At 64.9% G+C, this 22,346-nt stretch carries 25 protein-coding genes; 9 read left to right on the top strand and 16 right to left on the bottom strand.

From position 1 onward, the window contains the following. Positions 1 to 217 precede the first annotated feature (217 nt). From rpmG to topA, 6 genes are all read right to left on the bottom strand, one after another. Positions 218 to 385 (bottom strand): 50S ribosomal protein L33, encoded by a 168-nt coding sequence (gene rpmG / locus GR158_RS12950; protein ID WP_134650720.1) that lies wholly within the window; start codon positions 383 to 385, stop codon positions 218 to 220. A gap of 94 nt (positions 386 to 479) precedes the next feature. Next, positions 480 to 1,664 carry an MFS transporter gene (locus GR158_RS12955; protein ID WP_134650719.1) on the bottom strand — a complete coding sequence of 395 codons (1,185 nt, stop codon included), beginning with the start codon at positions 1,662 to 1,664 and terminating at the stop codon, positions 480 to 482. 13 nt (positions 1,665 to 1,677) lie between these two features. Then, positions 1,678 to 2,340, bottom strand: a complete 663-nt coding sequence (locus GR158_RS12960; RefSeq protein WP_202402266.1) for an NUDIX hydrolase — start codon at positions 2,338 to 2,340, stop codon at positions 1,678 to 1,680. Next, positions 2,337 to 2,807 (bottom strand): DUF983 domain-containing protein, encoded by a 471-nt coding sequence (locus tag GR158_RS12965; RefSeq protein WP_160871401.1) that lies wholly within the window; start codon positions 2,805 to 2,807, stop codon positions 2,337 to 2,339. Before GR158_RS12965 ends, GR158_RS12960 begins: the two co-directional genes overlap by 4 nt. Positions 2,808 to 2,870: 63 nt before the next feature. Next, a complete protein-coding gene (gene rnr / locus GR158_RS12970) occupies positions 2,871 to 5,222 on the bottom strand; it encodes a ribonuclease R (protein WP_160871402.1) in 2,352 nt (783 codons plus the stop codon). Between the two features lie 4 nt (positions 5,223 to 5,226). Then, positions 5,227 to 7,884: a type I DNA topoisomerase gene (gene topA / locus GR158_RS12975; RefSeq protein ID WP_160871403.1), complete on the bottom strand. Its 2,658-nt coding sequence runs from the start codon at positions 7,882 to 7,884 to the stop codon at positions 5,227 to 5,229. Positions 7,885 to 8,141: 257 nt separating this feature from the next. On the opposite strand from topA, the gene GR158_RS12980 reads away from it, so the two are divergent. Next, a complete protein-coding gene (locus tag GR158_RS12980) occupies positions 8,142 to 8,396 on the top strand; it encodes a hypothetical protein (protein ID WP_134650714.1) in 255 nt (84 codons plus the stop codon). Here GR158_RS12980 and dprA read toward each other — a convergent pair. From dprA to GR158_RS13000, 4 genes are all read right to left on the bottom strand, one after another. Then, entirely contained in the window at positions 8,328 to 9,479 is a 1,152-nt protein-coding gene (dprA, locus tag GR158_RS12985; RefSeq protein WP_134650713.1) for a DNA-processing protein DprA, read from the bottom strand. The genes GR158_RS12980 and dprA overlap by 69 nt on opposite strands. Positions 9,480 to 9,481: 2 nt before the next feature. After that, on the bottom strand, positions 9,482 to 10,087 hold the full coding sequence (plsY, locus tag GR158_RS12990; RefSeq protein ID WP_371731644.1) for a glycerol-3-phosphate 1-O-acyltransferase PlsY: 606 nt from the start codon (positions 10,085 to 10,087) through the stop codon (positions 9,482 to 9,484). A 70-nt stretch (positions 10,088 to 10,157) separates the two neighbouring features. Beyond that, positions 10,158 to 11,450: a dihydroorotase gene (locus tag GR158_RS12995; RefSeq protein WP_160871405.1), complete on the bottom strand. Its 1,293-nt coding sequence runs from the start codon at positions 11,448 to 11,450 to the stop codon at positions 10,158 to 10,160. After that, positions 11,447 to 12,388, bottom strand: coding sequence for an aspartate carbamoyltransferase catalytic subunit (locus GR158_RS13000; protein WP_160871406.1), 942 nt, complete (start codon positions 12,386 to 12,388; stop codon positions 11,447 to 11,449). Before GR158_RS13000 ends, GR158_RS12995 begins: the two co-directional genes overlap by 4 nt. A 172-nt stretch (positions 12,389 to 12,560) precedes the next feature. Here GR158_RS13000 and GR158_RS13005 point away from each other — a divergent pair, with 172 nt between their 5' ends. Next, the gene (locus tag GR158_RS13005) at positions 12,561 to 14,207 is read left to right on the top strand and encodes an acyl-CoA dehydrogenase family protein (protein WP_160871407.1); all 1,647 of its coding nucleotides are present in this window, start codon (positions 12,561 to 12,563) and stop codon (positions 14,205 to 14,207) included. Here GR158_RS13005 and GR158_RS13010 read toward each other — a convergent pair. Further along, complete coding sequence (locus tag GR158_RS13010) at positions 14,189 to 15,124, bottom strand: AEC family transporter (RefSeq protein WP_160871408.1); 936 nt, start codon at positions 15,122 to 15,124, stop codon at positions 14,189 to 14,191. The genes GR158_RS13005 and GR158_RS13010 overlap by 19 nt on opposite strands. Positions 15,125 to 15,331: 207 nt before the next feature. Here GR158_RS13010 and GR158_RS25515 point away from each other — a divergent pair, with 207 nt between their 5' ends. Both GR158_RS25515 and GR158_RS13015 read left to right on the top strand, forming a co-directional pair. Next, positions 15,332 to 15,463, top strand: coding sequence for a hypothetical protein (locus GR158_RS25515; RefSeq protein WP_256365811.1), 132 nt, complete (start codon positions 15,332 to 15,334; stop codon positions 15,461 to 15,463). Beyond that, entirely contained in the window at positions 15,460 to 15,786 is a 327-nt protein-coding gene (locus tag GR158_RS13015; protein ID WP_160871409.1) for a DUF6105 family protein, read from the top strand. The genes GR158_RS25515 and GR158_RS13015 overlap by 4 nt, the downstream gene beginning before the upstream one ends. Here the strand turns inward: GR158_RS13015 and ruvX are convergent. After that, positions 15,732 to 16,217, bottom strand: a complete 486-nt coding sequence (gene ruvX / locus GR158_RS13020) for a Holliday junction resolvase RuvX (protein ID WP_134650706.1) — start codon at positions 16,215 to 16,217, stop codon at positions 15,732 to 15,734. The genes GR158_RS13015 and ruvX overlap by 55 nt on opposite strands. A gap of 11 nt (positions 16,218 to 16,228) precedes the next feature. Continuing rightward, the gene (locus GR158_RS13025) at positions 16,229 to 16,525 is read right to left on the bottom strand and encodes an alkylphosphonate utilization protein (protein WP_306122420.1); all 297 of its coding nucleotides are present in this window, start codon (positions 16,523 to 16,525) and stop codon (positions 16,229 to 16,231) included. A 112-nt stretch (positions 16,526 to 16,637) separates the two neighbouring features. On the opposite strand from GR158_RS13025, the gene GR158_RS13030 reads away from it, so the two are divergent. The 5 genes from GR158_RS13030 to GR158_RS13050 all read left to right on the top strand — a co-directional run bounded on the left by GR158_RS13030 (position 16,638) and on the right by GR158_RS13050 (position 20,398). Further along, positions 16,638 to 17,342 carry a metal-dependent hydrolase gene (locus GR158_RS13030; protein WP_134650704.1) on the top strand — a complete coding sequence of 235 codons (705 nt, stop codon included), beginning with the start codon at positions 16,638 to 16,640 and terminating at the stop codon, positions 17,340 to 17,342. A 105-nt stretch (positions 17,343 to 17,447) separates the two neighbouring features. Next, positions 17,448 to 17,735 (top strand): Asp-tRNA(Asn)/Glu-tRNA(Gln) amidotransferase subunit GatC, encoded by a 288-nt coding sequence (gene gatC, locus GR158_RS13035; RefSeq protein WP_134650703.1) that lies wholly within the window; start codon positions 17,448 to 17,450, stop codon positions 17,733 to 17,735. 3 nt (positions 17,736 to 17,738) lie between these two features. Beyond that, a complete protein-coding gene (locus GR158_RS13040; RefSeq protein ID WP_160871411.1) occupies positions 17,739 to 18,203 on the top strand; it encodes a GNAT family N-acetyltransferase in 465 nt (154 codons plus the stop codon). An 18-nt stretch (positions 18,204 to 18,221) separates the two neighbouring features. Beyond that, complete coding sequence (gene gatA / locus GR158_RS13045) at positions 18,222 to 19,703, top strand: Asp-tRNA(Asn)/Glu-tRNA(Gln) amidotransferase subunit GatA (protein ID WP_160871412.1); 1,482 nt, start codon at positions 18,222 to 18,224, stop codon at positions 19,701 to 19,703. Positions 19,704 to 19,885: 182 nt separating this feature from the next. Continuing rightward, positions 19,886 to 20,398, top strand: a complete 513-nt coding sequence (locus GR158_RS13050) for a GNAT family N-acetyltransferase (protein WP_160871413.1) — start codon at positions 19,886 to 19,888, stop codon at positions 20,396 to 20,398. 33 nt (positions 20,399 to 20,431) lie between these two features. Here the strand turns inward: GR158_RS13050 and GR158_RS13055 are convergent, their stop codons facing one another. The 3 genes from GR158_RS13055 to GR158_RS13065 all read right to left on the bottom strand — a co-directional run bounded on the left by GR158_RS13055 (position 20,432) and on the right by GR158_RS13065 (position 22,310). Next, complete coding sequence (locus tag GR158_RS13055; RefSeq protein ID WP_160871414.1) at positions 20,432 to 20,689, bottom strand: YjhX family toxin; 258 nt, start codon at positions 20,687 to 20,689, stop codon at positions 20,432 to 20,434. A 197-nt stretch (positions 20,690 to 20,886) separates the two neighbouring features. Next, a complete protein-coding gene (locus GR158_RS13060) occupies positions 20,887 to 21,783 on the bottom strand; it encodes an NAD(P)/FAD-dependent oxidoreductase (RefSeq protein ID WP_160871415.1) in 897 nt (298 codons plus the stop codon). An 83-nt stretch (positions 21,784 to 21,866) separates the two neighbouring features. After that, the gene (locus GR158_RS13065; protein WP_134650697.1) at positions 21,867 to 22,310 is read right to left on the bottom strand and encodes an Rrf2 family transcriptional regulator; all 444 of its coding nucleotides are present in this window, start codon (positions 22,308 to 22,310) and stop codon (positions 21,867 to 21,869) included. Between the last annotated feature and the right edge of the window lie 36 nt (positions 22,311 to 22,346).

The raw sequence follows: 22,346 nt of genomic DNA on the forward strand, positions 1-22,346 counted from the left end.
GCATCTCCTGGGTCGTGGGGTCGGTCGGTCAGTTACGACAACTACGGAATCCTCGTGCCGTCGTCGTGCCTGGCCGGCCCCCAATTCCGCGCCGCTCTCCGCAAGGAGGGCGGCGTTTTCGATTCGCGTTATGCAAGGAGTGCCGGAATCTCCGGCAAAGAAAAAGGCGCCGGGCGTTTCCGCCCCGCGCCTTTGCGAACCGCTCAGGTTCCCAAGATTACTTGATCTTGGTTTCCTTGAATTCGACGTGCTTCTTGGCGATCGGGTCGTACTTCGTCTTGGACATCTTGTCCGTCATCGTACGGCTGTTCTTCTTGGTTACGTAGAAGAAACCGGTGTCGGCCGTCGACAGCAGCTTGATCTTGATGGTGGTAGCCTTGGCCATGGTCGTCCTGCCTTTATGAAAAACGAAGCCGCGGACAGCCAGTCTGCTCCACGGCTTTAAATCTGCGCGGAAACTACAAATAGCGCCCGAAAAGTCAACCCTGTTTCGGCCGGAAAACCATCCGACCAAGAGAAAGTATGAGGTAAAAGCCGAAGAAGGCGACGATCGCCCAGGCAAAACCGTCATTGCCGGAGACGTCCATGGCCCCGCCGATGGCCTGCGGGCCCACCACCGTGCCGACCGCATAACAGAAGATGAAGGCCGCATTGGCCGCCGCAAGGTCCGCGCCGACGAGTCGCGAGCCGAGATGGCTGAGCCCGACCGTATAGAGCCCCGCAACGCAGCCACCCCAGACGAACAGCACGACGGCCATCAGAATCCAGTTCTGCGAGACCAGGGGCAGAGACAGCGCGCCGATCAGGCCGATGACGGCCATGATCGTCAGCAGGCCCCGGCGGTCGCGCATGCGGTCGGAAACCATGCCGAGGGGGATCTGGAACGCCATGTTGCCGATGCCCATGACGGTGAGGAGAAGGGCGGCCTGCGGCTCGCTGAAGCCCGCGCGGGTGGCGTAGATCGGGAAGAGGGACAGTCCGCCCACCTCGACCGCGCCGAATACGAAGACCGCCGCCGTCGCCGTGGGCACGAGCAGCACATAGCGCATGAAGTGCGCTTCCGGCTTCTCGGTGATGATGGGGCTCTCGCGCCGTGCGATGAAGATGGGCACGGCGGCGAGGAGGATGATCATGGCGCCGACCGCAAACGGCAGAACGCCCTGGCTGCCGAGCAGCGAGAAGAGCAGCGGGCCGGCGGCGAAGCCGAGCGACAGCACCGTCGCATAGATGCCCAGGACCAGCCCTCGGCGGCGCGGCGGTGCTGCGGCGTTGATCCAGAACTCGGAGAGGATGAACAGGGTGGTGATCGCGCCGTGGAAGACGAGGCGCAGCGGAAACCACAGCCAGAAGTTCTCGATATAGTAGAAGCCCAGCCCGCTGATGGCCGCCAGCACGATGGCCAGCAGCATCGTCGTCGAGGTGCCCAGCCCGTGCGCGAGACGCGTGGTGAAGGGGGCGGCCACCATCGCAGCGACGCCCGCCATGGCGGAATTGATGCCGATGAGGGTCGGCGAGATCCCGCGCTTCTCCATGATGATCGACAGCAGCGGAAGCCCGAGCCCGATGGCAAGTCCCACGGCGGAGATCGCGGCGACGGCTGCAATGAGAGAACGCCAGTGAATGTGTTCCACCGGGCCGGATGTGCCGGATTGCGGCTGCGTCATATGCGGTCTGTCCTCAAAGCAGGTCTCGAAGGAAGCGTCCGTGCCGCGTGTGATACAAGGGCACGGCTCTTCCAAACGGCAGAGATTTGTCTTCCTGAAGGCTTTTTTGCAGCTCTTCAAGGATCAAGACGGTTATGTCGGGCATCTCAACGCATGTCTGATCAGAAATATTGACCCAACGCAGGTCCTCCAGCTCGTGACTGGCTGTCGCCGCGGCAGGATCGACACCGGCTTCGTCGGTGAAAAGCGTGAAGAACCGCGTATCGTAGCGGCGCACCATGCCGGCGGGCGTGATCGCGCGCGCAAGGAAGCGCAGCCGCGACAGATCGGGCAGGAAGGGCAGGGCATTGCCTGCGGGATCGGCGAGCGGCGTGCCGACGCTGATTCCCGTCTCCTCGTAGAGTTCGCGGATGGCCGCGACGGCCAGCGCCCGCAGCCGCGAATCGGAACAGCGCGCGCCGGCGCGAATCGCCAGCCTCTCGCAGGCGAGCGCATGAAGCGGGCTGGCGATGGGCAAAAGCCGGTCGTTGGCATCGCGCCGGCCGCCGGGGAAGACATAGACATCCGGCATGAAGACATGCCTGCTGCTGCGCCGCCCCACGAGGACGCGAACGTTTGTGCCCGTCCGGTCGAGAAGCAGGATCGAGGCGGCGTCGACGGGCCGGATGGCTGTCATGCCACGCTGTCGCCGCGCGCCGGCGCTTCCGCGTCATCGGCGGGTTTGTCGCCGAAACCGTGCATCTTCAGCGCCCATTGCAGGCCGATCGTGCCGCCCTTGACGGGCTGGAGCAGGGCAATCGCCATGATGATGGTGATCGGCACCCAGATCATGAGATGCTGCCATGTGTTCAGGGGCAGGATCAGGTCTGTCGCCATGTAGCCGCCAAGCACGATATGGCCGACGATGGTGATCACGATATAGGGCGGCAGGTCGTCGGAACGCTGGGGGGTGAAATCCTGGCCGCAGGCCGCGCAGTGATCGGCAGGCTTGACGAAGGCGCGGAACAGGCGGCCGGTGCCGCAGGCCGGGCAGCGGTTGAGCATGCCGCGACGGATGGAACGCCACACGGGCCGGTCGTTCGGAACGGGCTGTCCGCTCTCCCCGAAATGCTGCGTCGTCTCGCCGGTCTCGTTGGCTTGCATGTCACCTGTCCTTCCTGCCGGAGGCCGCTTGTGTAAACCGCGCCCGGCATGTCCTGTCTGGGCTTAGCGCCGGCCGCGTGGCGGGCGTGTGCCCGGCTGGCGGCGAGGAGCCGATCCCTTGCGCCGGCCCGACTTGTGGAACGAACGGACCGCCGTCGGCATCTTGCGGCCTTCGCTGACCATGTCGAAGCGCAGCGCGCCGGCAAGCGGCACGGCTTCGGCAAGCTTGACGCGCACCTCATCGCCGAGGCGATAGCCGAGCCCGGTCTTTTCGCCCGACAGTGCCTGGTGAGCCTCGTCATAGATGAAGTAATCCTGGCCGAGCATGGATATCGGTACGAAACCATCCGCGCCATATTCGGGCAGGGTGACAAAAAGTCCCGCTTTCGTGACGCCGGAAACGCGGCCGTCGAATTCCTCGCCGAGGCGCGCCGCAAGATGGTGGGCGATGAGCCGGTCGACCGTATCGCGCTCCGCGGCCATGGCGCGGCGCTCGAAGGTCGAGATTTCGGCCGCGATATCGTCGAGTGCCGCCTCTTCGTCGGGCGTGATGCCGCCTTCGCCCAAGCCGAGCGAGCCCACCAGCGCGCGATGCACGATCAGGTCCGCATAGCGGCGGATCGGCGAGGTGAAGTGGGCGTATTTCATGAGGTTCAGGCCGAAATGGCCGATATTCTCGGGACTGTAGATCGCCTGGCTCTGCGAGCGCAGCACCATCTGATTGACCATCTGCTCGAAGGGCGTGTCCTTCGCCTTGGCCAGCACGCCGTTGAAATGGTTGGAGCGCATGTTGCCGCCCTTCACCAGCGAGATGTCGAGCGTCTGGAGGAATTCGCGCAGCGTCTCCTGCTTGGCAAGCGAGGGGGCGTCGTGCACGCGGTAGACGAGGACCTGCTTCTTTTTCTCCAGTGTTTCGGCCGCCGAGACGTTTGCCTGGATCATCATCTCTTCGATGAGCTTGTGCGCATCGAGGCGCGGCGGCACGAAAACACGGTCGACGGTGCCGTCGGGTTTCAGCAGGATCTTGCGTTCGGGCATGTCGAGTTCGAGCGGCTGCCGGCGGTTCCTGCCGATCGTCATGATGCGGTAGGCTTCCCAGAGCGGCTTCAGGATCGTCTCGAGGATAGGGTCGGTCTTGTCATCCGGCGCGCCGTCGATGGCGGCCTGCGCCTGCTGGTAGGACAGCTTTGCAGCGCTCTTCATCATGACGCGGTGGAAGGTGTGGCCCGCCTTGCGGCCTTCCTTGGAGAAGACCATGCGCACGGCGAGCGCGGGGCGGTCGACGCCTTCCTTCAGCGAGCAGAGATCGTTGGAAATGCGCTCCGGCAGCATCGGCACGACGCGGTCGGGGAAATAGACCGAGTTGCCGCGCTTCAGCGCCTCGCGGTCGAGTGCGGATTTCGGGCGAACGTAGTAGCTGACGTCGGCGATGGCGACGGTGACGATCACGCCGCCGGGATTGTCGGGCGACGTGTCCGGCTCGGCATGCACGGCGTCGTCGTGGTCCTTCGCGTCGGCCGGGTCGATGGTGATGAGGGGAAGGCTGCGCCAATCCTCGCGATGCGACATGGATGCAGGGCCCGCCGCCTCTGCCTCGCGGACGACCGCATCGGGGAAGATATAAGGAATGCCATGGGCATGGATGGCGATCATCGAGATCGCCTTTTCCGAGGCCACGGAGCCGATCACGCCCTTGATCTGCGCGCGCGGCAGGCCGAAGCGGCCGATGCGCACGACATCGATCTCCACGAGATCGCCGTCCTTGGCGCCGGCCGTGAATTCGGCATCGACGTCCATCTCCTCGCCGCGACGGTCGATCGGCAGGATGCGGCCATTGCCGCCGGGCATGGAGCGGAAGACGCCCATGCCGGAGTTCTTCTTCTTGTCGAGAACCTTGATGACGCGGCCGGTATAGGCCGGCCCGCCGCGTTCCTTGGCCGGAAAGATCTTGGCAAGAACCCGGTCGCCAAGACCGGCGACCGGCGCCTTGTCCTTGCGCGGCCCGCCCGACTGGCGGATCAGCACCGCGGGCGCCACGCCCGCATCGTCGAGCCATTCGGCGGGGCGGCCGATCAGTTCGCCATCCACGTCGCGCGTCGTGATGTCGAGCACGGTGACCGGTGGCAGGGCGCCGGGCCGCACCAGCGACTTGCGGCGCTTCTCCAGGAGCCCATCCTCCTCGAAGGATTTCAGCAACGCCTTTAGTTCCACGCGCGCTTCGCCCTTCAGCCCGAAGGCCTTCGCGATTTCGCGCTTGGAGGCCTGCTCGGGATGATCGGCGATGAAGCGCAGGAGAACGTCGCGCGGCGGCACGACGCCATGGATGATCGGCGTGTCGTCTGCCGCCGGCGCATCACGACCCGCGCGGCCGGGCCGTCTGGATTGTCCTGACCGGCTGCGTGGTTCTCTGGTCATCCGATCAGGCCTTCTTCGCCTTGGGGGCCGCCTTCGGCTTGGCGGCGGCCTTCGCTTTGGGCTTCGCCGTCTTGGCCTCGCCGGTCTTTGCCGCCTTCGTGGTCTTCGTCGCCTTGGCCTTGCCGCCCTTGGCAGGTGTCTTGCCGGCCTTGTCGGCGATCAGAACGAGCGCTTCCTCCAGCGTGACGCTGTCGGCGGACTTGTCCTTCGGCAGGGTCGCATTGACCTTGCCCCAGTTGACATAGGGGCCGTACTTGCCGTCGCGCACCGTGATGGGGCCGCCGTCCGGGTGGTCGCCCAGCGTCTTCAGCGCGGCCGGTGTTCCACGGCCACGACCGCCGGGACCCTTCGACGCCTTGTCGGCGATCACTGCTACGGCGCGGTTCAGGCCGATCGAGAAGACGTCCTCGACGGTCTCCAGATTGGCATAGCCGCCATCATGCAGCAGGAACGGCCCGTAGCGGCCAAGCCCGGCCGAGATCATCTTGCCCGTTTCCGGATGCTGGCCGATATCGCGCGGCAAGGAGAGCAGGGCCAGCGCCTTTTCATGATCGATGGTGGCAGGCGCCCAGCCCTTGGGCAGGCTGGACCGCTTGGCTTCCTTGCCGTCGCCGCGCTGCACGTAAGGCCCGAACCGACCGGAGCGCAGGGTGATTTCCTCGCCGGTATGCGGGTCCTTGCCGAGGTTTTGCGGCTCGTTGGAGACGGACGCATCCGCATCGGAACCGCTATCGGCGGAAAGCTGGCGGGTGTAGTTGCACTCCGGATAGTTCGAGCAGCCGACGAAGGCGCCGAACTTGCCGAGCTTCAGCGACAGCTTGCCGGTGCCGCACACCTGGCAGATACGCGGATCGCTGCCGTCCTCGCGCTTGGGGAAGACGAGCGGCGCCAGTTCCTCGTTCAGCGCATCGAGGACGTTGGTGACGCGCAGCTCCTTGGTCTCCTCGATCTGCGCGAAGAAATCCTTCCAGAAATCACGCAGGACCTGCTTCCAGTCGAGTTCGCCGGCCGAGATCTTGTCGAGTTTCTCTTCGAGATCGGCCGTGAAATCGTATTCGACATAGCGCGTGAAGAAGCTTTCGAGGAAGGCCGTGACGAGACGGCCCTTGGCCTCGGGGATCAGCTTGCGCTTGTCGATGGTGATGTATTCGCGGTCGCGCAGCGTGGCGAGTGTCGCGGCGTAGGTGGAGGGACGGCCGATGCCGAGCTCTTCCATCTTCTTGATGAGCGTGGCTTCGGAGTAGCGCGGCGGCGGTTCGGTGAAGTGCTGCGTTGCATTCACCTTCTGCTTGTCGAGCTTCTCCTGCGCGTTGATTTCCGGCAGGCGGCCGTCGTCGTCGCCGTCGTCCGATTGCTCGCCGTCTTCCTTCTGGTCCGTATAGGCGGCGATGAAGCCGTCGAAGCGGATGACCGAACCGGTGGCGCGCACGCCGGCCTTGCGGCCGCCGTTGTCGGCTTCGATCTCGACCGTCGTGCGCTCGATCTCGGCAGAGGCCATCTGGCTCGCGATGCCGCGCTTCCAGACGAGATCGTAGAGCTTCAGCTGGTCGGCATCGAGGAAGCGGCGCACTTCATCGGGCGTGCGGTCGAACGATGTCGGGCGGATGGCCTCGTGCGCTTCCTGGGCGTTCTTTGCCTTGGTGGAGTAGAGGCGCGGCTTTTCAGGCACGTAGCGCTCGCCGAACTGGCTTGCGACGGCCCGGCGAGCGGCGTCGATCGCCTCGGGTGCCATCTGCACACCGTCGGTACGCATATAGGTGATGAGACCGACCGTCTCGCCGCCGATATCGATGCCTTCATAGAGCTTCTGCGCCACCTGCATGGTGCGCGACGCCGAGAAGCCGAGCTTGGAGGATGCGGCCTGCTGCAGGGTCGATGTGGTGAAGGGCGGGGCGGGGTTGCGCCGGGTGGGCTTCGCCTCGACGCTGTCCACGCGATAGGACGCGCCGTCGAGCAGGGCTCTCAGGCGGTTGGCCTCCTCGGCATTGCCGATCGCCTTTGGCGTCAGGCGCTTGCCCTCCGCAGAGACGAGACGTGCCTCGAACTCGTCGCCGCGCGGTGTCTTCAGGACGGCGGAGAGGTTCCAGTACTCTTCCGAGACGAAGCGCTCGATCTCGGCTTCGCGGTCGCAGACGAGGCGAAGCGCGACCGACTGCACGCGCCCGGCCGAACGCGCACCCGGCAGCTTGCGCCAGAGCACCGGCGACAGGTTGAAACCGACGAGATAGTCGAGGGCGCGGCGCGCCAGATAGGCGTCGACCAGCGCGATATCGATGTCGCGCGGATGCTTCATCGCGTCGAGCACGGCCGATTTGGTGATGGCGTTGAAAACCACGCGCTTCACCGGCTTGCCGCCGATCGCCTTCTTCTTGTTGAGCACATCGAGCACGTGCCAGGAGATCGCTTCCCCTTCGCGATCCGGGTCGGTCGCGAGGATGAGGCCATCGGAGGACTTCATCGCGTCGGCAATGTCCTTGATGCGTTTTGCAGACGCGGTGTCGACTTCCCAGGACATCTCGAAGTCTTCGTCCGGACGCACGGAGCCGTCCTTGGCCGGCAGGTCGCGCACATGGCCGAAGGAGGCGAGCACGGTGTAGCCAGGCCCGAGATACTTGTTGATCGTCTTGGCCTTGGAAGGCGATTCCACAACTACAACATTCATCGTCATTTCTCTGATACCAGGTGCCGCAGCTTGAGCGCGCGGCAAAAAAGAAGGCGTCCTGCGCCGCAAAGTGTGTTTCGACATGAACAGGGAAAGCGTTTCGGTCAAGAGGTAGGGTTGAAATAAGTCGGTTACAACGCAATACAACCAAAAGTGGACTAATAAATTATTGCAATTATAAATAATCGTATTATCGTTTGGGTGGTACGGAATTGCAACCTGAAGTGATGATTCGTCACGGATGCAACGGGGGTGCCATGAACCCGAAACAAGCCACGCCAAGCATGCCGCCGCGCACTGCGGAGGATAACGTAGCCTATATACGCCAGATGCTCGGTGAATTGCGCATCATCGCGAACAATGACGGCGCCGACATGCTGCGCTACCTGATCGAGATGGCCTATGTCGAAGCCGGAGACATCCTGTCGGGCGTGAGGCCGCTCTCAGTCCGTGGTCATCGAGACGCGCCCATCGACATGGCGTTCCAGACGGCCCGCAAGGTCAAGTTCTAGCAGGATAAGATAGACGGCCGACGGGGCGATGCCGGTGTAACGAATGATCTCGTCGATCTCCGTCGGGACGGGACTGAGGGCTTCCGTCAGCCGTTCGCGATCGCTTTCGCTCGGTGGCAGCCGCTCGGCGGAGGCGATGTCCTCGTCGGGTTCGTCGGCCCCGCTGTTCGGCTGGAAGAGATCGGGCTCGCACAGGGGCCGCAAGCCGTCCAGCACGTCCCGCGCCGTCGTGGTGATCGTCGCACCATCTTTCAAAAGGCCGTTCGTTCCCTCGCAGCGGGGGTCGAGCGGCGAGCCCGGCACGGCGAAGACCAGCCGCCCGAAGTCGCCGGCATTGCGCGCGGTGATCAGCGAGCCGGAGCGCATCGCCGCCTCCACCACGACGAGGCCAAGCGACATGCCGGCGATCAGACGGTTGCGGCGGGGGAAATCGCGTGCACGCGGCTCCCACCCGAAGGGCATCTCGCTGACGGCGACGCCGTCGCGTGCCGTGAGTTCGTCGAGAAGCCCGATATTCTCGGGCGGGTAGGGCTTGTCGAGGCCCCCCGCCATTGCGGCGATGGTGCCGGTCTCGATGCTGGCGCGATGGGCGGCGGTGTCGATGCCGCGGGCAAGACCGGATACGATCGTATAACCCGCCCGGCCGATATCCCGCGCCAGGAGGCCCGCGAGCTTCATGCCTGAAATGGAGGCATTGCGCGCGCCGACGATGCCGACGGCCGGCGCCGTCATGACCTTGCGATTGCCCTTGACGGCGAGAAGTGGCGGTGCGCCGTCGATCTGGCGCAAAAGGGGCGGATAGTCCGGCTCGCCGATGCCGACGAAACCTGCGCCATGGCGTTCGGCCATGTCCATTTCGCGTTCCGCGTCCGCCCGGCTGGCGACGCGGATGCTGCGCGATGCCCCGCCGCGGCGTGAAAGTTCCGGCAGCATTTCCAGCGCGGTCTCGGCGCTGCCGAAGTGGTTGATCAGGTCGCGGAACGTGACCGGCCCGACATTGTCGCTTCGGATGAGCCGCAGCCAGGCGATCCTCTGTCGTTCCGTCAGCGCAATTCCCGTGGTCCTTGCGCTGCGGTCGTCCATGGCTATCCCTTGCTGCCGATCTTGCTTTCCGTGCCGCTCACAAGACGGCTGATATTGGCACTGTGCTTCCACCAGGTGATGAGGGTGAGCACCAGGAAGAGCAGCGCCACTTTCTCATATCCCAGAAACCACAATACAACCGGAGATACGGCCGTTGCAACCAGTGCCGAGAGCGACGAGTAGCGGGTGATATAGGCGCAGGCGATCCACACGGCCGCGAAGACCGCAAGCATGACGGGCACGAGCCCGAGCAAGACGCCGACATAGGTCGCGACACCCTTGCCGCCCTTGAAACCGAGCCAGACGGGAAAGAGGTGGCCAAGAAAGGCGGCGAAGCCAGCGGCAATGCCGGCCTCGATGCCCCAGCGCGATGCGATGGCGGCCGCGGCCGTGCCCTTCAGCGCGTCGAGAAGCAATGTCGCGGCGGCGAGCTTCTTGTTGCCGGTGCGCAGCACGTTCGTCGCGCCGATGTTGCCCGAACCGATCTTGCGCACGTCGCCCAGACCCGCCATGCGGGTGAGGACCAGGCCGAAGGGAATGGAGCCGAGAAGGTAGCCGAGGGCCAGCGCGGCAAGGGTCGGCAAGGGGCCGAGCGGCCAGCTGAAGATGTCGGACACGATTGTTCCCCCCGTTTCATTCCCGGTAGCCGGGGCTATACCCCGGCCGGCCGACGTCCCTTCAGCCCAGCGAATGCACCCGTTCGCCGGCAACATAGGTGCTAACGGCGCGTCCCGTAAAGCGGGCATCTTCGAAGGGCGTGTTCTTCGAGCGCGAGACGAAGGTCTCCTTGGTGGCAAGCCACGGCTCGTCCGGGTCGATCAGCACGATATCGGCCTTCGCGCCCGGCGCGAGCGTTCCCGCATCGAGGCCGAAGATCTTCGCCGGGCGCGTCGACAGCGCATCGATGAGCCGCATCAGCGGGACTTCACCGCTGTGGTGCAGCCGGAGCGCCGCCGCCAGCATGGTTTCGAGCCCGATTGCGCCGTCCGCCGCATCGGCGAAGGGAAGCCGCTTGGTATCGACATCCTGCGGATCGTGCGAGGAAACGATGATGTCGATGTCACCGCGGGCAAGCGCGTCGACCATGGCCTTGCGATCGTCCTCGCCGCGCAGCGGCGGCGACAGCTTGAAGAACGTGCGGTACTCGCCGATATCGTTCTCGTTGAGCGTCAGGTGGTTGATCGAAATGCCGCAGGTGACATTGGCCCCGCGCTGGCGGGCGGTCTTCACGGCCTCGGCGGATTCAGGCACGGAGATCTGCGCGGCGTGGTACTTGCCGCGGGTGAGGCCGGCGATGCGCAGGTCACGTTCGAGCGGAATCAGCTCGGCTTCGCGCGGGCTGCCCGAGAGGCCGAGCCAGCTTGCAAGCAGGCCCTCGTTCATGACGCCGCCGGCACCGAGATACTTGTCGCGCGTTTCAAGCGCGATGACGGCGCCGAATTCGCGCGCATAGGTCATGGCGCGGCGCAGCACCTGCGCATTGTGCATGGAATTGCGGCCATTGGTGAAGGCCACCGCGCCGGCATCCTTGAGCAGGCCGAATTCCGTCATCTCCTCGCCGGCGAGGCCCTTGGTGAGAGCGGCGGCCGGGTGGATGTTGACGATCGCCTTGTCGCGGGCGTTCTTCAGCACGAACTCGACCAGCGCGATGTCGTCGATGACGGGGTCGGTATCCGGCATGGTGATGAAGGTGGTCACGCCGCCCGCCGCTGCGGCGCGCGAGGCGGATTCGATGGTCTCGCGATGTTCCGCACCCGGCTCGCCGACGAAGACCCGGGCATCGACGAGGCCGGGCGCGGCGATCATGCCGCGGCCGTCGACGATCTCGGCGCCCTCAGGGGCGCCCTGGTTCTGTGCGCCGCTGCCGATGGCGGCGATCCGGCCGTTCTCGATGACGATGGAGCCGTTTTCATCGAGATTGCGGGAGGGGTCGAGGATACGGAGGTTCTTCAGGACGGTGGTGCGGGTCATGCGCGGACATCCTGGTTCTGCGAGAGGAGAAGCGTCTGCATGACGGCCATGCGCACGGCGACCCCCATCTCGACCTGCTGTTCGATCACGCTCTGCGGGCCGTCGGCGATTTCGGAGGCGATCTCCACGCCGCGGTTCATCGGGCCGGGATGCATGACAAGCGCATCCTCCTTCGCCGCCTTCAGCTTTTCGGCATCGAGGCCGTAATAGTGGAAATACTCGCGGACCGACGGCACGAAGGCGCCGGACATCCGCTCGCGCTGCAGGCGCAGCATCATCACGACGTCGGCGTCCTTCAGGCCTTCCTCCATGGAGTGATAGACCTCGGCCCCCATTTCCGCGATGCCTGATGGCAGCAGCGTCGCCGGCGCCACCACGCGCACCCGCGCGCCCATGGCGTTGAGCAGGAGGATGTTCGAGCGGGCGACGCGCGAATGCAGCACGTCGCCGCAGATGGCGACGATGATGCGCGACAGCTTGCCCCGGGCGCGGCGGATGGTCAGCGCGTCGAGCAGGGCCTGGGTGGGATGCTCGTGCTGGCCGTCGCCGGCATTGATGACGGCGCAGGACACTTTCTGCGCCAGAAGGGCGGCGGCCCCGGCGGAGGAGTGGCGCACCACCAGCACGTCCGGATGCATGGCATTCAGCGTCATCGCGGTGTCGATCAGGGTTTCGCCCTTCTTTACCGAGGAATTGCCGACCGACATGTTCATCACGTCCGCCCCGAGCCGCTTGCCGGCCAGTTCGAAGGACGATTGCGTGCGGGTGGACGCTTCGAAGAAGAGATTGATCTGCGTCAGGCCGCGGAGCGTCGACGTCTTCTTCTCCCGCTGGCGGGAGATTTTCACTGCCTCGTCGGCACGGTCGAGCAGGAGGGTGATGTCCTGCTCCGTCAGACCCTTGATGCCGAGAAGGTGGCGATGCGGAAAGAAGTCCATGGGGGCTCCGCCTCAACTGTCGTGGATACGCGCGGTCTATAAAGTGTCGGTTTGCGCGCGGCAAGGCGCGGCGGGCGGCGCGCTATGCATTCCCACGCTTTTGTTCGCTGAACCGCATCTGCGGCATCACGGCCCCGTTTCGCCCCGTCGCGACTTGGGATAGAACCCGCTCATGACTCGCGACACCGAACAGAAACTTGCCGATCTCAACCAGCCGCCGCTGTGGTCGGGCATCAACGCCTACCGCTCCGATCCGCTGCTGGTCGACGCCACGGATGCCATGCCCAAGAGCCTTCGCGACGAGTTCGACGCGATCGGCCGCTATGTGACCTCGCCGGAGGCGCAGGAGCTTGCGCGCATGGCAAACGAGGGCGTGCCGCAGCTGCGCACCCACGGCCCGCGCGGCGAGCGCCTCGATGTCGTGGACTATCACCCTGCCTGGCACGCGCTGATGCGCCGGTCCATGTCGAACGGCCTGCATTCCTCGCTCTGGGAAAACGTCCTGGACGAGAAGGGCATTGCGCACAAGGCACGCGCCGCCCGCTTCTTTCTGACCGCGCAGCTCGAATGCGGGCATCTCTGCCCGCTGACCATGACGAGCGCTTCCGTCGCGGCGCTATCTGCGTCGCCGCAGGTCCAGCGCGAATGGGGCCGCAAGATCCTGTCGCGCAAATACGACAGCGCCAACAAGCCCGCCATGCAGAAGAGCGCCATCACCATCGGCATGGGCATGACGGAAAAGCAGGGCGGCACGGATGTGCGCGCCAACACCTCGACGGCCGAACGGGTGGGCGAGGGCATCTACCGGCTGAACGGCCATAAATGGTTCATGTCCGCGCCGATGAGCGACGGTTTCGTGATGCTCGCCCAGACCCGCGAGGGCGTCGGCTGCTTCCTCGTGCCGCGCCTGCTGGAGGACGGTTCGGGCAACGGCCTGCGCTTCCAGCGCCTCAAGGACAAGGTCGGCAACCGCTCCAATGCCTCGTCGGAGGTGGAGTTCTCCGATACGTTCGGCTTCCTGCTCGGCAAGCCCGATGCCGGTATCGGCACCATTCTCGACATGGTCACGCTGACGCGGCTCGATTGCGCGCTGGCCTCTGCCGGCATCATGCGGGCGTCGCTTGCGGAAGCCGTGCATCACACCCGCGGCCGCATGGTGTTTGGCAAGCCGCTCGTCGCGCAGCCGATCATGACGCGGGTTCTGGCCGACATGGCGCTCGATGTCGCCGGTGCGACCGCGCTCTCCTTCCGCCTCGCCGACGCCTTCGATAAGGCGCGCGACAGCGCAAGCGATGCCGCCTATGCCCGTATCATGACGCCGGTCACGAAATACTGGTGCTGCAAGATCGCGCCCGCGCTCATCTACGAGGCGATGGAATGCATCGGCGGCAGCGGCTACGTGGAGGAGCGCCCGATTGCCCGCCACTACCGCGAGGCGCCGGTCAACGCGATCTGGGAAGGGTCCGGCAATGTCATGGCGCTCGACCTGATGCGCGTCATCAGCCGGGGCAGGGACCTGTTCGAGCTGCTCTTCGCCGGCTTTGCCCGAGATCTCGGCCCCGCCGGCAAGAAGACGGTGGAGGTGTTGCGCGCCGCGCTCTCGCTGTGCGAGCGCGACGAGGGCGCTGCCCGCATGCTGGTGGAGCAACTGGCCCTGGCTGCGGCCGCCGCCGAACTTTACCGTGCCGGTGCCGGCCGCATCGCCGATGCCTTCCTGGAGACGCGTCTGGCCTCCGGCTGGCGCGCGACCTACGGCATGCTCGATTCGCGCTTCGATTCGGCCTACATCGTCGACCTGCTCTATCCGCCGGCCAGATAGGCCGCTGCGGCCAGGACGATGGGAATGGTGAAGAAGGACGCGACCGTCTGAAGCGTCGCCACCGCCGCATAGAGCGGCGCGTCGCCACCCATCTGCTTTGCCAGCACGTAGCCGTTCATGGCAGTCGGCACGCTCGCCCCCATGGTAATCGTCATGAGGAGCTCGCCGCGCATGCCCAGCGCATAGGCCGCCGCCGTCATCACGACGGGCATGAACACGAGTTTCAGGAACACCGGCAGCAGCGCCAGCGGCCGCGGTTGCAGGGCATCTGCGAGTTTCAGGCCGGCACCGACCAGGATGAGGCCCAGGCTCAGCGACGAACTCGCGACCAGTTCCGCCGTCTGCATGACCGGCCGATAGAGCGGGATTTCCAGCAAATTGACGGCAACGCCCAGCGCCGAGCCGATGATCATCGGGTTTGTCAGCACCTTCCAGAGGAAGGTCTTCAGGCTCCGGCTGCCGCCGCCGAACCAGATCAGCATGGCGATATTGTAGAAATTGAGGGGAATGATGATCAGCGTGGCCACCAGCGCCACGAGCGCGAGGCTTTGTTGCCCGTAGAGCTTTTCCCCTATGGCGAGCGCGATGAAGGCGTTCCAGCGGGTCGAGGTCTGGAAGACCGAGGTGAAGGACGAACCCGACACCCCGGCGGCCCGGAAGAGCGGCCAGGACAAGGCGAGCAGCAGCGCGATGAGCGTCACCGAGCCGATGGAGCTGACCGCGACGCTGCCGGCTGCGATCCCCGAGAACTCGGCCTTGGCGAGCGTCGTGAAGAGCAGGCATGGAAACAGCACATAGAAGCCGAGTTGCTCGAGGCCGTTCCACATGTCGCGGTCGATGGCGCGCCAGCGTTTGAGCATCACGCCCAACACGACGAGCAGGAAGATGGGCAGGATGCTTTCGAAGATGGGGAGCATGGAACCGGAGGGCCGAGAGACGATTATCCGCTCATGCCCTGTCGCGGTGGTGGTGGCAAGTGCGGTTGTGACCGCCGCACGTGTGGAAATTAACCTTAATCGCAGGTTTGCATTGCGCGGACAGGGTTAACCGGCAAAGCTGGCATTAACCTGCTGTTAACCATGTAGCGAGTGACGAGTATGGCCATGGCGGCCCGGATATCGGTCATGACGACCCTGTTTTCCTTCGCGGCGGTGGATATCGTGCTTCCGCTCATCGTTCTTGTCGCGGTCGTGGCGATCAGCGAAACGCTGTTTGTCGCCGCGGACCTTCTCGCAACGCGCAGGAGGGCGGCATGAAGTGGTTCCTCATTCTCTGGGCGGGGCCGATTGCGCTGCTGGGCAGCTGGTACGGGCTGTCCTACTACGACATGAATTTCGGCATCTTCATGCTGACGCGCGATGCCCATGATCTGGTGTTCCGCATCTACGGGCACATTCTCGGCATTCCGCCGGAGAGCATTCCGCCGCTTGTGCTGCGCGCCATCATCCTCGACAGCTTCCTGGTGCTCGGCATCATCGCCTTCCGCCGCCGCAGGAAGATCGCGGCCTGGTGGCAGGCGCGCCGTCAGTCGGCGCCGGCTGTCCTGGCCAGGGATGAAAGCCTGTCCAGCGCGCCCTGAAGAATGAAGGACGCGGCCGCCGAGTCGATGCGCTCGGCCCGCTTCTTGCGCGAGACATCCATTTCGATCAGCGTGCGTTCCGCCGCGACCGTCGAAAGCCGTTCGTCCCAGAAGACGAAGGGAATATCCGTTTTCTCCGACATGGAGCGCACGAAGGCGCGGGTGGCCTGCACGCGCGGCCCGGCGCTGCCGTCCATGTTGACGGGCAGGCCGATGACGAAGGCCGCGATCTTCTCTTTCGCCGCAAAGGCCAGCAGCAACTCGGCGTCCTGCGTGAATTTCACGCGCTTCAGAACAGGCCGGGGTGTCGCGAGCCGTCGGCCGATATCGGAGACCGACAGGCCGATGGTCTTGGTGCCGAGATCGAGGCCCGCGACAGGCTGGCCGGGGGCGAGGACCTGCGACAGTTCTTCCAGCGTCAGCGTCGCCATGGGGCAGCCTCTCAGCGTTTGCGGACGAATTCGGTGCGCAGCACCAGGCCGCGGATGCTTTCATGCCGGCAGTCGATTTCTTCCGGGTTGTCCGTCAGGCGGATCGAGCGGATCACCGTTCCCTGCTTCAGCGTCTGGCCCGCACCCTTGACCTTCAGGTCCTTGATGAGCACGACCGAATCGCCATCCGCCAGCACATTGCCGGCAGCGTCATACACGACGCTCTGCGCAGCCTTTTCCGCTGCGATCTCCGAAGCCGGGCGCCATTCGCCGGTCGCTTCGTCATAGATGTAGTCGTCGTCGCTCACGGCGAACTCCTTCTTCAAATCATGAGCGCCACGCTTATAACGATCCGGCGGCGGATGGAAACGGCCTTCGCGCCGACTATATTGCGTGACGAATCCAAACCGGAGACTTCCCATGAAAATCACCTGGCTCGGCCACTCGGCTTTCCGCATCGAAACGGCGAAGGCGAAGATCCTCATCGACCCGTTCTTCACCGGCAATCCCGCCTTCGACGAGGCGACGCGCAAGGACGCCGTTTCCGGCCTCACCCATATCCTGCTGACCCACGGCCACGGCGATCATGTCGGCGATACGATCGGGATCGCGAAGGAAACCGGCGCGACCGTGCTCGCCAATGCCGATCTCGCAACCTGGCTCGGCGCCAAGGGGGTTGAGAATATCGATATGGGCAATACCGGCGGCACCGTGCATTTCGACGGCTTTTCGACCACCTTCGTCAATGCGCTGCATTCGTCGGCGCAGATCACCGAGGACGGCACCTCCCACTCGCTCGGCAGCGCCAACGGCCTGGTCCTGCATTTCGAGGACGAGCCGACGCTCTACCACATGGGCGATACGGATATCTTTTCCGACATGGCGCTGATCAACGAGCTGCACCAGCCGGAAATCGGCCTGGTGCCGATCGGCGACCGGTTCACCATGGGCGGTGCGGTGGCGGCACTCGCCTGCCAGCGCTTCTTCACCTTCGGCACCGTCATTCCCTGCCATTACGGTTCCTTCGGCATCATCGACCAGACGGCGGACCTTTTCGTGCAGGCCATGGAGGGTGCATCCACCCGCATCGAGGTGCCGCAGGTCGGTGGCGTCGTCACGCGCTGAGCGGCGGGAAATCGGGCGAGGGGGCGTGGAACCGGCCATTCCCCCGTTGCGCCCCTTGGGCTTGGTCATTATAGCGAAGGGGAAATTTCCCACCGGAGACCGTCCATGTCCGTAGATCTAGCCACCGTAAAGCGCGTTGCGCGCCTTGCCCGCATCGCCGTCAGCGAAGAAGAGGCAAACCGCATGACCGGCGAGCTCAACGGTATCCTCGGCTTCGTCGAACAGCTGTCCGAGGTGAATGTCGAGGGCGTCGAGCCGATGACCTCAGTCACCCCGATGGAGATGCGCAAGCGCCAGGACATCGTCAACGACGGCAACAAGGCCGATGCGATCGTCGCCAACGCCCCGGCCACCGACCGCAATTTCTTCCAGGTTCCGAAGGTTGTGGAGTAATCCTTGACCGTCACAATCGACGTCGAAAGCCCGCTTACGGATGAGGTTCGCACGCTGATCGCAGAGCTGAACACGGTGCTGCTTGCGCTGTCGCCGCCGGAGGCGTGCTATAACCTCACCGTCGAGGAGATGGCCGATCCCACGGTGACGGTCTGGATCGCACGCGACGGCGACGCCGCGATCGGCTGCGGCGCGCTGAAGCGCCATTCCGACACCGTGGGCGAAGTCAAGCGCATGTTCACCCGGCCGGCCTGGCAGGGGCAAGGCGTCGGCCGGTCTGTGCTCGACAAGATCCTGGAGACCGCCGAACGGGAGGAGCTGAAGACGCTCGTGCTCGAAACGGGCGACCAGCATCCGGCGACATGGGCGATCTATGAGAAGGCGGGTTTTACCCGCTGCGGCCCCGTGCTCGACTACCCGGATTCACCCTATTCCGTATTCTATCAAAAGCAGCTTCGTGCTGCCTGACCTGAAGTGACCGCACCCATGACCGACCTGACCCGCCTGACCATTGCCGAAGCCCGCGAAAAGCTCTCCGCCAAGGAGATCAAGGCGGTCGAGCTGACGGACGCGTATCTTTCCGCGATCGAGGCGGCCAATCCGGCGATCAACGCCTATGTCGCCGTGACGCCGGAAAAGGCACGCGAGATGGCGACGGCTTCCGATGCCCGCATTGCCGAAGGCAAGGCCGGTGCGCTCGAAGGCATCCCGCTCGGCATCAAGGACCTGTTTGCGACCGAAGGCGTGCACACGCAGGCCTGCAGCCACATCCTCGACGGCTTCAAGCCGCAATACGAATCCACCGTCACCCAGAACCTCTGGAACGATGGCGCCGTCATGCTCGGCAAGCTCAACATGGATGAGTTCGCCATGGGCTCGTCCAACGAAAGCTCCTATTACGGCGCCGTGAAGAACCCGTGGCGCGCGAACGGCTCCAACGCCGATCTCGTGCCGGGCGGTTCTTCCGGCGGATCGGCCGCGGCCGTTGCAGCCTTCCTCTGCGCCGGCGCGACCGCGACGGATACGGGCGGCTCCATCCGCCAGCCGGCGGCCTTCACCGGCACCGTCGGCATCAAGCCCACCTATGGCCGCTGCTCGCGCTGGGGCATCGTCGCCTTCGCCTCGTCGCTCGACCAGGCCGGCCCGATCGCCCGCGACGTGCGCGACGCCGCGATCCTGCTGAAGTCGATGGCGAGCGTCGACGCCAAGGACACGACCTCCGTCGACCGGCCGGTGCCGGATTACGAAGCGTCCCTCGGTCAGTCGCTGAAGGGCATGCGCATCGGCATCCCGCGCGAATACCGCGTCGATGGCATGCCGGACGAGATCGAGGCGCTCTGGCAGCAGGGCATCGCCTGGCTGAAGGATGCCGGCGCCGAAATCGTCGATATCTCCCTGCCGCATACGAAATATGCCCTGCCGGCCTACTACATCGTCGCGCCCGCCGAGGCCTCGTCGAACCTCGCCCGCTACGACGGCGTGCGCTACGGCCTGCGCGTCGACGGCAAGGACATCGTCGACATGTACGAGAAGACGCGCGCCGCCGGCTTCGGCACGGAAGTGAAGCGCCGCATCATGATCGGCACCTACGTGCTGTCGGCCGGCTACTACGACGCCTATTACCTGCAGGCCCAGAAGGTACGTACGCTGATCAAGCGTGATTTCGAACTGGCGTTCAATGCCGGTGTCGACGCCATCCTGACGCCGGCGACCCCGTCGTCGGCCTTCGGCATCGCCGACGAGGAACTCGCGTCCGATCCGGTCAAGATGTACCTTCAGGACATCTTCACGGTGACGGTGAACATGGCCGGCCTGCCGGGCCTCACGGTTCCCGCCGGCCTCGACCACAAGGGCCTGCCGCTTGGCCTCCAGCTCATCGGCAAGCCCTTCGACGAGGAGAGCCTGTTCCGGACGGCCCACGTCATCGAGCAGGCCGCCGGCCGCTTCACGCCGGCCAAGTGGTGGTAAGCGGCAGGTAGCCCTCAGCAGGTCTGATGAACGACCTCGCCCATCTTCGCGACAAATAAGGGATCGCCCGGCCATGTGCCGGGCGGTGTCGTTTCGGGCGGATCATCGTCGTGGATAGCCGCCGCCGGTCTCTCGCCGACTCACGCCAAGGGTGCTTTCATCGTGCCGGAAAGGTCTGGCGCATGGTCATGGTTCGAAATGCCCGGGAAGGCGATGTCGCGGCGCTCGTCGAAATCGGGACGAGGGCGTGGGAGCAGGCCGTGGTCGGGGTCGCCGATCTCCAGGTCCGGCGCGACCATGCGCGCAACGCCTTCGAGCAGTTCCTGTCCGGCCACTGGCTGCATGTCAGCGTGGCCGAAACAGACGGCGCGCCCGCAGGCTGGGCGGCGCGCGAGGCGCTCGACGACGAGATCAGCGACCTCTGGATCGATCCTCTCCAGCAGAAAAGGGGATTGGGGACCGCGCTGCTGGCGGCTATGGAGGCGGAAATCGTTGCCGCTGGGTTCGAGGCGTCCCGGTTGCAGACCCACGCGCGCAACATCGCCGCCGTCGCCTTCTTCCAGAAGCATGGCTATTCGGTGAACTGGCTTTCCGTCGACTATTCGCCGCGTCTCGATCGCAATGTCGAATCGATCGGGCTGCGCCGCCAGCTCGTCGCCGATCTCCCGGTCGGCTACGGGCCGGGCGGGTTTTGAAGGAGGCGCGGCCTTCGCCACGCCTCCTTCCTGTCACTGGTTGTCAAGTTGCGATCGCACGAGCTCAAGCCCCCGTTGCGTGATGCGGTAGGGCCTGCCGCCGGAAGACGCGATGCAGCGCCGGCGTTTCAGCTTGCGGAAAAGATCGAGGTCGAGCCCGCTCGCCCGCCATCCGTCGCGCGTGATGCAGGCGACGGCGATGATCTTGCGGTTCTCGCCTTTTTCGATGTCGATCCTGCCGCCCTGGGCGAGCAGGTGGAGAATGCGCTGTTCTGCGCGGGAAATGTCCATTGTCGTGGGAATCCGTCTGGCGTTCGAACGAACGCGAAAAAACGTTCCGCCACCGGCTGGTGGCAGGGCTCATCGTTTTTCCGACCCTGTGCGCAAAAGCTGCGAACAGGGTCTCTAGCGGGACTCAGACGAGTTGGACATCAAGACTCCATTTGCGGATGTCCCTTAGATAAATCCGACATCTTTCATCGTCAACGTCACGACCAGATCAGCGAGTGATGCAGGAAGACGGCGGTCTTCACGCCGTTGGCCGAGGCAAGCGCGATATTGGCTGCGCCAAGCGCGATGTCACCGGCGGCGTAGAGGCCGGGCAGGGAGGTCTGTCCCGTATCGTCGGTCTTGAGGATGTTGCCGATCGGCGTTTGCTTCAGTTCGAGGCCGCGATCCCGCGGGATGTCGCTGCGCACGCGGGCTTCCGGACTGACGAACAGCGCCTTGACCAGCGTGGGGATGCCGGGACCCGTTTCGACGGCGAGCATGCCGCCCGGCCCATCCGTGACGGCCGTCACGCGGCCGGGCCGCAGTTTCACATTGCGTGCCTCGAGCACGGCCAGATCCTTTTCGTCCGGCTCCGGTACCGCATTGGTGAAGAGCGTCACATCGCCCCAGTCGGCGACCACGGCCGCAAAGCGCGCGGCGTCGGATGTGCGCGCCAGGACGCCGACCGCCCCTCCACCCACTTCGTAGCCATGGCAGTAGGGGCAATGCAGCACCGTCTTGCCCCACCGCTCCGCAAGGCCGGGAATATCCGGGAGCTGGTCCTCGAAACCGGTGGCGAGCAGCACGCGCCGCGCGTCGATGCGTGCACCATCGCCAGCGACGACGAAGAAGGCGTCTCTTTCGCCCTCCAGCCGTTCGGCCGGCGCGTCGCGGAAGGTGACGGTCTCGTAGGCCGCAAGCTGGCGGCGGGCATCGGCGAGGATGTCGCCCCCCGGCCTGCCGTCCTGGGCGAGGAAGCCGTGCGAGCGGGCGGCGAACCGGTTGCGCGGCAGCCCCGTGTCGAGAATGGTGATGCGGCGACGGGCGCGGGCGAGCTGCATGGCAGCGGACAGGCCGGCAAAGCCCCCGCCGATGATGATGGCATCTTCGGTCATGATCGTCCTTTCCTGTGAGTGTGCGGCATCCTTCACCCGGCATGTACCGGGCGTTCGAAGGGATGCCAGGGAAGTGGCTGCCTTTAGCCGGTGTCGGTCCGGCAGCGTTTCGCCGCCGCGCGGAAATCGGCGGCAAGGTCGGCCAGCGTCGTGCCGGCAAAGCGCGCCATCAGGATGGCTTCCGCATCCTTCAGCGCGTCGCCGATCACCCGGTTGACGGATTGCTCGACAACGCAACCCGGCATCTCCGTCGCCGGGCCGATCTGGAAGACGATCGGCTCGCCAAGTGCATTGTAGATGTCGAGCAGCGAGATTTCGGCGAGCGGCCTGGCGAAGTGCCAGCCGCCACCATGGCCGCGGCCGGATTGCACGATCCCGGCATCACGAAGCCCGGCCATGGTGCGGCGCACGACGACGGCGTTGGTATCGAGGCAGCGCGCGAGATCGTCCGAGGTCATCGGCTCCTCGCGTTCGGCCATATGCATGAGTGCATGAAGCACGGCAGAAAGACGGCTGTTCCTTTTCATGTAACAATAATAGTTACGAATTATGATGGATGTCAA

It is taken from the genome of Shinella sp. AETb1-6 (assembly GCF_009826875.1).
GTDB lineage: Bacteria > Pseudomonadota > Alphaproteobacteria > Rhizobiales > Rhizobiaceae > Shinella > Shinella sumterensis.

Coding starts and splice junctions, on each gene's coding strand:
- GR158_RS13060 (WP_160871415.1), bottom strand. CDS start 21,783: ATGACCGAAGATGCCATCATCATCGGCGGGGGCTTTGCCGGCCTGTCC.
- GR158_RS13010 (WP_160871408.1), bottom strand. CDS start 15,124: ATGCTCCCCATCTTCGAAAGCATCCTGCCCATCTTCCTGCTCGTCGTG.
- rnr (WP_160871402.1), bottom strand. CDS start 5,222: ATGACCAGAGAACCACGCAGCCGGTCAGGACAATCCAGACGGCCCGGC.
- GR158_RS12980 (WP_134650714.1), top strand. CDS start 8,142: ATGAACCCGAAACAAGCCACGCCAAGCATGCCGCCGCGCACTGCGGAG.
- GR158_RS25515 (WP_256365811.1), top strand. CDS start 15,332: ATGACGACCCTGTTTTCCTTCGCGGCGGTGGATATCGTGCTTCCGCTC.
- GR158_RS13005 (WP_160871407.1), top strand. CDS start 12,561: ATGACTCGCGACACCGAACAGAAACTTGCCGATCTCAACCAGCCGCCG.
- GR158_RS13030 (WP_134650704.1), top strand. CDS start 16,638: ATGAAAATCACCTGGCTCGGCCACTCGGCTTTCCGCATCGAAACGGCG.
- GR158_RS12995 (WP_160871405.1), bottom strand. CDS start 11,450: ATGACCCGCACCACCGTCCTGAAGAACCTCCGTATCCTCGACCCCTCC.
- GR158_RS12955 (WP_134650719.1), bottom strand. CDS start 1,664: ATGACGCAGCCGCAATCCGGCACATCCGGCCCGGTGGAACACATTCAC.
- GR158_RS12960 (WP_202402266.1), bottom strand. CDS start 2,340: ATGACAGCCATCCGGCCCGTCGACGCCGCCTCGATCCTGCTTCTCGAC.
- GR158_RS13050 (WP_160871413.1), top strand. CDS start 19,886: ATGGTCATGGTTCGAAATGCCCGGGAAGGCGATGTCGCGGCGCTCGTC.
- GR158_RS12965 (WP_160871401.1), bottom strand. CDS start 2,807: ATGCAAGCCAACGAGACCGGCGAGACGACGCAGCATTTCGGGGAGAGC.
- dprA (WP_134650713.1), bottom strand. CDS start 9,479: ATGGACGACCGCAGCGCAAGGACCACGGGAATTGCGCTGACGGAACGA.
- gatC (WP_134650703.1), top strand. CDS start 17,448: ATGTCCGTAGATCTAGCCACCGTAAAGCGCGTTGCGCGCCTTGCCCGC.
- topA (WP_160871403.1), bottom strand. CDS start 7,884: ATGAATGTTGTAGTTGTGGAATCGCCTTCCAAGGCCAAGACGATCAAC.
- ruvX (WP_134650706.1), bottom strand. CDS start 16,217: ATGGCGACGCTGACGCTGGAAGAACTGTCGCAGGTCCTCGCCCCCGGC.
- rpmG (WP_134650720.1), bottom strand. CDS start 385: ATGGCCAAGGCTACCACCATCAAGATCAAGCTGCTGTCGACGGCCGAC.
- GR158_RS13055 (WP_160871414.1), bottom strand. CDS start 20,689: ATGGACATTTCCCGCGCAGAACAGCGCATTCTCCACCTGCTCGCCCAG.
- GR158_RS13015 (WP_160871409.1), top strand. CDS start 15,460: ATGAAGTGGTTCCTCATTCTCTGGGCGGGGCCGATTGCGCTGCTGGGC.
- GR158_RS13065 (WP_134650697.1), bottom strand. CDS start 22,310: ATGAAAAGGAACAGCCGTCTTTCTGCCGTGCTTCATGCACTCATGCAT.
- gatA (WP_160871412.1), top strand. CDS start 18,222: ATGACCGACCTGACCCGCCTGACCATTGCCGAAGCCCGCGAAAAGCTC.
- GR158_RS13000 (WP_160871406.1), bottom strand. CDS start 12,388: ATGGACTTCTTTCCGCATCGCCACCTTCTCGGCATCAAGGGTCTGACG.